The sequence below is a fragment of the Fimbriimonadaceae bacterium genome (assembly GCA_019638775.1).
Taxonomy (GTDB): domain Bacteria; phylum Armatimonadota; class Fimbriimonadia; order Fimbriimonadales; family Fimbriimonadaceae; genus JAHBTD01.
In genome coordinates, this window is sequence record JAHBTD010000035.1 from 1 (window position 1) to 9,250 (window position 9,250).

Consider the following 9,250-nt stretch of genomic DNA (forward strand, 5'->3'; position numbering starts at 1 on the left):
CCAGTTTTAACAGTGGCTTGATTTCGCGAAGGTTTCCCTGTTTTTTCCTTATGGATCGAGCGGTTAACGACATTCTATGGGTTCTACTAGTTCGAACCAATATTGAGCGTTCTGACATTTTCTAGCACAAATCTAGCACACGAAATTTACACGAGTTTCTTCTGGCTGCTAGCGGTGGATGGCATCCAATGAGTAATACATCCGTCGTCCTTAAGGTTGAGCCAGGATTAACCCCTTTGGGGACACAAAAGACCACAGGAACTTGATCTCCGATCCCATCATATCCGGCAAGCAGAATAAGAAGGTTTAGCATCTTGCAAATTCTAATTGGGGCCGAGGCTCATGGGGGCTTACATCTAGACTGCTACTTCCAGTTCCTCCTCTAAACCTACGTGCATTCCGGTGGACAAACGGGTAATCTTCGCACCCTGACATGCATTGGTGTTTGGAATTACTATGTCGCTACACCCTGATTTTCCTTTTTCTCCTTACGAACCTCTCCTCCCGCACCAGCGCTGGTTTCCGGCTGATGAAGCGCTTCGCAGCACGGCTTATGAGAAGCTGCTACCGCCGCTTGTGGCAAAAGTGCGTGAGGAAGTCCACGCTTGGCGAACAGCCCATTACCCCGGTGCATCTACCACCTCAGCGGCACTGCTTCGCCATTGGTTCGAAACGAAGCATCTTATCGAGAATGCAGACGGATCACTCTCCCCATTCCGCTACTATTTTGCCCAACGCGAAGCGGTCGAGACGGTCATCTGGCTCTTTGAAGTCCGCCGGGCTCGCGACAAATACGATTTGCTCCGGTTCGATGCATCGGGCGCAGTATCCTCCGGCATGTTCGATGAAGATTGGCCCCGATACGTGTTGAAAATGGCGACCGGAGCCGGAAAAACCAAAGTGCTCTCCCTCCTCATCGCCTGGAGCTTCTTTCATAAGCTGTATGAAACCGATTCCGACCTCTCGCGTAACTTCCTTGTCATTGCACCAAATATTATTGTGCTCGACCGATTGCGTGCCGATTTCGATGGGCTCAGGATCTTTTTCAATGACCCCATCCTGCCCGGCAATGGATACGAAAGCCGCAACTGGCGGGATGACTTTCAACTGACCTTGCACATCCAAGACGACGTGCGGGTCGTCCGCGAGATCGGCAATCTATTTTTAACGAACATCCATCGCGTCTTTCTCGGCGAAGTCGCCGACCCGTCATTGGAAGATGATGACCTGCGCGATTATTTCCTTGCACCGTTCGGCCCCAAACCAGTCGGCAAAACCACCGACAGCCAAACTGATCTCGGCGAACTCGTGCGAGAGATTGAAGAATTGGCCGTCTTTAACGATGAAGCGCACCATATTCACGACCCAAAGATGGCCTGGTTCAAATCCATTCAGGACATTCACCACAGGATGCTTCAGAAAGACCGGCGCCTGGCACTGCAAGTCGATGTGACCGCCACGCCACGTCACAATAATGGGGCAATCTTCGTGCATACCGTCTCCGACTACCCCCTGGTCGAGGCGATTCATCAAAATGTGGTGAAGCATCCCATTCTGCCAGACGCCACCAGCCGCGCCAGGCTAACGGAGCGAACAAGCGCCCTGTTCACCGAGAAATACGATGACTATCTGAAGCTGGGCATCGAGGAGTGGCGAAAGAGCTTTGCCGAACACCAAGCGCTCGGCAAGAAAGCCGTGCTCTTCGTTATGGTAGATGACACCCGCAATTGCGACGATGTGGGCGCCTACCTCGAAAAGATCTGCCCAGAGTTGCAAGGTGCAGTCCTGGTCATTCACACCAAGAATAATGGAGAAATCTCAGAGGCTGCCTCTGGCAAGAAAGAGGAAGAACTCAAGAAGCTCCGCAAGGAATCCAACGAGATCGACACGTGGCGAAGTCCCTACAAAGCCATCGTCTCCGTGCTCATGCTGAAGGAAGGCTGGGATGTGCGCAACGTGACTGTTATCTGCGGCCTCCGCGCCTACGCCGCGCAGAGCAATATCTTGCCGGAACAAACGCTAGGGCGAGGTCTTCGACGAATGTATTTCGGCTCCGACACAAAAGAAACCGTCTCTGTCATGGGCACGCCCGCTTTCATGGAGTTCGTCGAGTCCATCCAGACCGAGGGAGTCAGCTTCGAACACGTACCGATGGGTGGAGGCGCTACACGTCAGGACTCATTGATCGTCGAGGTGGACAAGGAAAATCCTGCCAAAAATCTAGACGAATTGGACATTCCCCTCCCCAAACTCAGCCGCCGTTTCCAGCGAGACTATAAGGATCTGGACGCCATCGATCCGGCGGCCTTGCGTAACGTCCGGATTCCGCTTAAGGCATTTACTCTGGAACAAACACGGGAAATTGTGTTCAAGACAATGCTCGATGCCGAAGTACACCATACCATCCACCTCGATGGCTCTGGTCCCGCCGACTACCGTTCTGTCGTCTCCTTCTTCGCCCGCCAAATCATGAAAGACCTTCGCCTTGTCGGAGGCTACGACGTGCTCTACGGCAAGATGAAAACTTTCATGCGGGAGCACTTGTTTGCCGAATCCCCGGTGCATCTGGAAGATCCGGTGGTGCTGCGGAACCTGTCAGAGCCTGAGGTCGCAAAGACGCTCTACGATACCTTCAAAACCGCCATCAACGCGCTCACCATTCAAGACGCCGGTACCACGCGCATTGAAGCTCGGATTCGTCTGCGTGAGACGCGGCCCTTTCGCACCGAACATCGTCCGTTTCTCACCGCCAGGAAGTCGATCTTCACCAAAACGGTAGGTGAACCGCACTCCGGTGGGTTCGAGCTCTCGTTCGCGGCCTTTCTGGAGTCCGCCAAAGATGTCGCAGCGTTCGCCAAAAACTATCTCGCGGTCGGCTTCAAGCTCGACTACGTGAAGGCCGACGGCGACCTATCCACCTATACCCCGGATTTTCTCGTACGCACCACCGACGGCGTGGTCTGGATTGTGGAGACCAAGGGGCGGGCTGAATTGGATCTGCCGCAGAAGATGGCCCGGCTCAAGCAGTGGTGCGCCGATGCGACCGCCGCAGAAGAAAACGGGCAACGGTACCAGTACGTCTTTGTCGATCAAGCCGGGTTTGAAAAACATTCACCGACCACCTTCGCCGCACTCACGACCAGTTTCACCGACTACAAGTCATGAACGAGACGGAACCCCAACAAACCTTGCAGCACCTTCTCACCGCATGGGAAGGCGAGTGTGTGGAGTTCAAGGATGCCAACGACAATTTTCCCACGTCCGACATCGGGAAATATTTCTCGGCCCTGAGCAACGAAGCCAATCTTCGCGGCCTGTCCGCCGCGTGGCTCGTGTTTGGCGTAGACAACAGCACGCGCCGCGTCATCGGCACCGAGTATCGACGGGAGCGGGAACGGCTGAACAGCCTTAAGCACCAGATTGCCCAGGGCACAGACCCGTCCACCAGCTTCCGTGACATCCATGAGCTGATGACTCTAGCCGGGCGGGTGGTGCTGTTTGAGATTCCCGCCGCGCCGCGCGGGATTCCCATCGCATGGCAAACCCACTTCTATGCTCGGGCCGGCTCCAGCCTCACCGGTCTCAGCATTGCCAAGCAGGACGAAATCCGTGCGCAGGGTCTCGCAGATGACTGGTCTGCCATTGTGGTCACGCAAGCCACTCTCGCCGACCTTGATCCGGAGGCCTTGGCGAAAGCTCGCGCCATCTTCGCTGCCCGGTATTCCAGCCGCATCCCTGAGGCAACCATCCACGCTTGGGATGATGCCACATTTCTGGAACAGGCCAAATTGACCGTGCGGGGCGGCATCACCCGTACCTGCCTGCTCTTGTTGGGCCGGGAACAGACGACCACGCTGCTCAACCCGTATGTAGCCGAGATGACCTGGAAACTCGAAGGCCCTGAACGCGGGTACGAACATTTCCATCCGCCCTTCTTGCTCAACACGTCACGGCTCTTCCAGCGCATTCGCAATCTGCGCCTCTCGCTGTTACCGCCGGGTCAGCTGATCCCGGTGGACATCCAGAAATACGACGAAAAGATTGTCCTTGAAGCCCTCCATAACTGTATTGTCCATCAGGATTACACCCGCTGCGAACGCATTCTTGTCATCGAGCGGCTTGGTGAACTCGAATTTCAGAACGCCGGCGAGTTTTACGACGGCACACCCGATGATTACATTCGGGCCAACCGTTCGCCCCGCCGGTATCGCAATCGTTTCCTCGCTGAAGCCATGGTCACGTTACGCATGATTGATACCCTGGGTTTCGGCATCCGTGAGGTCATGTGGAAGGGACAAGCCAGCCGCTACCTGCCGTTGCCTGATTATGACTTGTCCGAGCCGGGCCACGTCACACTGCGCATTCAGGGCCGCTTCATCGACGAAAATTACAGTCGCGCATTGCTCACCCATGCCGATCTCCCGTGGCCGGACGTGCTGGCGCTCGATGCTGTTCAAAAAGGCGGCCTACCAGACGACGCCCTCGTGCAAGACCTCCGGCACCGTGGGCTGATCGAAGGCCGCAAACCCAGGCTGCATGTTGCGGCCGATGTCGCCGCCGCGACGGACACTCAGGCTGAATATATCCGCCACCGGGCCTTCGACGACCGGTACTTCTGCGATCTGATTCTCGATTACCTGAAAACCTTCAAGCAAGGGCAACGAACTGATTTTGAACGGCTCCTCACAGGAAAGCTGTCCGACCTGCTGTCCGGCAAGCAGAAAGCCCGCAAAATTAACAATCTCCTCCAACGCCTTCGTCGGGAGGGCAAAGTGGTCACCGACGGCCGCACCAAAGGGGCTACCTGGCGATTGACTACAATTGACTAAGATTAACTACAATTGACTACGGCCATCCATACCAACCAACACGTGTGAGTGACCAAAAACCTCGGTTAGCCACCGAAACACCAATAAACCCCGATGGTTACAAGGAAATCTTAATTGACGGTTAATTGACTGGAGTCCCCATGGCCCGCGAAAACGCCCACTACGAGCTCTCCGACGCCGAAAAGCGCGACCTCATCAAGCTCATCGAACAGGGCAAGCCGCTGCCGGAGAAGTACCGTTTTCTGCTCTTCGCCGATAAGCGCGAAGTCGAACTGGTGTGGAACGGAAAAAACCGCGAAGTCTGCACAGCCGTGCTACCGTTTCAGACGCTCGAACACATCGACGAGCCTAGGAAGGAACAGCGCGAGGGAGAACTCGATCTCGACCTGGGCGGGCGCCAGGTCAAGGGCTGGACGAATAAGCTCATCTGGGGCGACAACAAGTTGATTCTCTCCTCCCTCAAAGCCGGGGCGCTCCGCCGTCAGATCGAGGAGGCCGGCGGCCTCAAGCTCATCTATATCGACCCGCCCTTCGATGTGGGGGCGGACTTCAGCATGGATATCGAGATCGGCGGCGAGACTTTCCATAAAGAGCCGAACCTTCTTGAGCAAATCGCCTACCGCGACACCTGGGGACGCGGCGCCGATTCCTTCATCGCCATGATCTATGAACGCCTTATTCTCATGCGCGACTTGATGCACCCAGAGGGTAGCATCTACGTGCATTGCGACCCGAGGGTGAACGGGTTTATCCGTTTGGTGATGAATGAAATCTTCGGAACCGAACTCTTCCGAAACGAAATTGTCTGGCAGAGAACATCGAGCCGCAAAGGCGTGAACCAACTTGGGCGTGTTCACGATCTGATTTACTTCTACTCCAAAAGCGAAAGCCTCACGTGGAGTCCCCCCAGCGTTGCTCAAACCGAGGAAACAGCGCGTGGTCACGATTTCCTGACTGACGAGGATGGAACGATTCACCGCCTTTCAGACTTAACCGGCGCGGGCCCGGGACCAGCTCGGATTTTCAATGGTAAGAGCATTGAACCTCCTGCTGGTAGACATTGGGGTTACGACCAACCCGGAATTGACAACCTGATAGCTCGCGGACGAATCGCTTTCACGAGGACCGGCACACCTCGCCTCAAGACTCCGTTAAGCGAACTCAAGGGCGTAGCTGTTCACGACGTGTGGACTGACATTTCAGTTTTGAACTCAGCAGCCGAGGAACGCGTTGCTTATCCGACTCAAAAGCCGGAAGGGTTGTTGGAACGTATTGTTGAAGCCAGCAGCAAAGAAGGCGATTTGGTAGCGGACTTTTTCTGCGGCAGCGGTACGACCGCCGCTGTGGCTGAAAAGCTGGGCCGAAAATGGATCGCTACCGACCTCGGCAAGTTCGGCATTCACACCACGCGCAAGCGGCTCATTCAAGTACAGCGTGAGTTGAAAGCCGGCGGCAAACCCTTTCGCGCTTTTGAAGTGCTCAATCTGGGCCGCTACGAGCGCCAGGCCTATCTCAACGTCGCCGGGCGTCTCACGGGCAAACAGAAAGAACAGGCGCTGGCCAAGAAAGAGGCGGAGTTCCGTGAGTTGATCCTCAAGGCCTACCGCGCTGAACCTTTGCCTGACACCGGATTCTTCCACGGCAAGAATAGTGGGCGACTCGTCGTCGTAGGCCCGATCAACTTGCCGGTCGGGCGGCTGTTTATCGAGGAAGTCATCACCGAATGCCGTAAACGCGGTGCCTCTCGCGTGGATGTGTTGGCCTTCGAGTTCGAGATGGGCCTCTTCCCCGCCGTTCTGGAAGACGCAAAACAAAAGGGCATCGACCTCGCGCCCAAGACCATCCCGCCGGAGGTGTTCGACAAACGCGCCGTCGAGAAGGGACAGGTCCGTTTCCACGACGTGGCCTATATCGAAGTCACGCCGCGATTCGACAAGAAGGATAAGCTCACACTGGCCGTAGAGCTGTCCGACTTCTCCGTCTACTACTCACAGGGACTCGTGGAATCCATCGCCGCTGAGCTGAAAGAGGGCAAGAGCGAGGTGGTGTGCGAGGCGGGCAAGCTCATCAAAATCAGCAAAGACAAACAGGGCGTCGTCACTCGCGAGATGCTCACCAAGAAGTGGACCGACTGGGTGGACTACTGGGCGGTGGACTTTAACTACGAAAGCCGGAAAGAAATCATCAAGGTCCAGCGTGGCACAGGCCTCGGCGGTGTCCAGGGCTTCTTGCCTGGACAGGAGCCGGACCAACGCGAACTCGAATTAGCCGCTGACGATTTCGAAGAGCGCTGGACCGGGGCCTACATCTTCGAGAACGAGTGGCAGAGCTTCCGCACTCGCCACAATCGCGACCTTGAATTGAAATCCGCTCCGCACCGCTACGATAAATTGGGCCGCTACATCGTCGCCGTCAAAGTCATCGACATCTTCGGCAACGACACCATGACGCTGATGCCTATCACCGTGGGATGAGTGGCAGTAGGGGTTTGGATCTGATGGCACACCACACGAAAAAAGAGCTTTCCGCCAACGCGCACTAAAGCATACCTATGCATGGCATCGGCTTTACTTCTACCCTCCATCAATTCATGGAAATCAATGGTTTGCGTCTCACTTGAAGTCGGCGACGTACCCCTGCAAAGTCTCATCTGAATGTGCATTTTTCCATTCTGCCCCTCAGTTCAGACATTTGACGATCCGCAGGCTCACCAGTGAAACGACAAATATTTTTTCGCGCACCAGTCAAAAACGAGCTGATTTTGATTCGCTCCAGATCTCGTCTCAGGACCATGCGCACAATTGCCGCCACTGGCGCACGAAAGCGCAGATACGCATCCATACGCCTACTTCCCTTCGTGTTGTAGCTGTCACAAAATCTGTCCTCTATTGTCCCCTCGGGACCCCTCCTGTCCCCTCGAGGGTTCTTTACTACGTGGTGGCGTTTGCATAAGGTCGGAGCTTGCAACGGAACGGTCACAAGGATGCACTGACACCACCAATGGAGCCCTGTTCAGAACAACACCGTCATCCTTGGCCGGGAGGTGATGCCGGTCCGCGCCGCATGCCGACAGGCTGCGGGGCGGAGCGGAATGGCCCCCGTCTTGGTAACACGGGGGTGCTACCCACAGCGCTCCGTACAGGAGTTCGATAGATTCCATGGATTCGAGCTTCACCCTCACCATTGATTGGCTCGCGTTTACGGTCCTGGCCACCAATCCGCAAGAGACCATGAAGGTCCTGGGTGGCGATTGGAGCAAGGCCAAAGGCGGCTTCCGAGGCTATCCCTTGTCTTGGATGAAGGTCGACGGATTGCGCGGGGTCGGCAAATTGGGCACGAACGCGCCTCGTCGTCCGAATGAAATTCATGTGGATCTGTCGGGCGGCCTGACGTCCGCCCTGACACTGGATCAAATCCGCACCCTGCTGAGGTGGGTGCACAAGCAGCAAGGGCATGTCACTCGGATTGATTGTGCGCTGGATGATCGAGCCGGATCGGTCCCGGTCAGCATGATTCGAGAGGCCGTTGCTGCCGGTCAGTGTGTCACTCGTGCGGCCCAAGTCCGGCATATCGTCTCCAACCTGACGCATGGGACCGGAGCAACAACCGGTGAGACGATGTATTTTGGCAGCCCACAGAGCCAGACGTTACTCCGCATCTATGACAAGCGGTTAGAGCTCCAGAGCAAGGAGCAGCCGAATTGGCAGGAGTATGGAGTCCGATGGGAGCTGGAACTCAAGAAAGACCGTGCGGAACAGTGTGCCCGCGCATTGGCGACTTTAGACGAAGCCGATTGGAAGGAGTTGGTGGTCGGCCTCCTGCGGTCGTATGTGGATTTCCGGCAGATCCCGAAGGATGCCGAAGATGAAGAACGGTACCGCGCTCCAGTCTTGGAGTGGTACGCCCTCCTGACGGAGGGATTTCAGAAGGGGCGATTAGCCCAGGAGCAGCAGGTGCAGACCCTGCAAAACGTGAAACGATGGGTGAGCGACACCCTGACGCCGATGTTGGCGGTCATTTGTGCCACCCCTGGAGGGGAAGCATGGCTACTGAACGAAATTGTCAGGGGCATTGCTCGGTGGAAAGACCGACACCGCAATTTGCTCAAGCAACTACCCACTCGGTTTCACCGGTCTGCCGGCGGTCACGCGGGCAGCCCATGCTAGGGGGACTGGGGGTGTCGCCAGACTCCCCCGGTGTATCTGCAGATGCTTACCGTCAAAGAACTCTCAGCTTGGCTCAACATCAAGCCGTCCACACTGTATCTCTGGGTCTCACAGAACAAAATTCCTTACTGTCGCATTCATGGCCTCGTCAGGTTTGAACCCGAAGACATTCGGAAGTGGCTCGATGCCTTTGAATCGGCCACAGCAAGCCGCTTACCTGCCCTCAGACGCGACGATACCCGAGACCTAGACCAC

The 9,250-nt window shown here is 56.0% G+C and carries 5 protein-coding genes; all 5 read left to right on the forward strand.

Features of this window, described 5'->3' with window-relative positions; all coding sequences use genetic code 11:
- The first annotated feature begins 456 nt into the window (after positions 1 to 456).
- Positions 457 to 3,165: a DEAD/DEAH box helicase family protein gene (locus KF784_18510; protein MBX3121057.1), complete on the forward strand. Its 2,709-nt coding sequence runs from the start codon at positions 457 to 459 to the stop codon at positions 3,163 to 3,165.
- Entirely contained in the window at positions 3,162 to 4,829 is a 1,668-nt protein-coding gene (locus KF784_18515; GenBank protein ID MBX3121058.1) for a putative DNA binding domain-containing protein, read from the forward strand. Before KF784_18510 ends, KF784_18515 begins: the two co-directional genes overlap by 4 nt.
- Before the next feature lie 140 nt (positions 4,830 to 4,969).
- Positions 4,970 to 7,303, forward strand: a complete 2,334-nt coding sequence (locus KF784_18520; GenBank protein ID MBX3121059.1) for a site-specific DNA-methyltransferase — start codon at positions 4,970 to 4,972, stop codon at positions 7,301 to 7,303.
- Between the two features lie 684 nt (positions 7,304 to 7,987).
- Positions 7,988 to 8,995, forward strand: a complete 1,008-nt coding sequence (locus KF784_18525) for a replication initiation factor domain-containing protein (GenBank protein MBX3121060.1) — start codon at positions 7,988 to 7,990, stop codon at positions 8,993 to 8,995.
- A 42-nt stretch (positions 8,996 to 9,037) separates the two neighbouring features.
- A partial coding sequence (locus tag KF784_18530; GenBank protein ID MBX3121061.1) for a helix-turn-helix domain-containing protein occupies positions 9,038 to 9,250 on the forward strand: 213 nt, incomplete at its 3' end.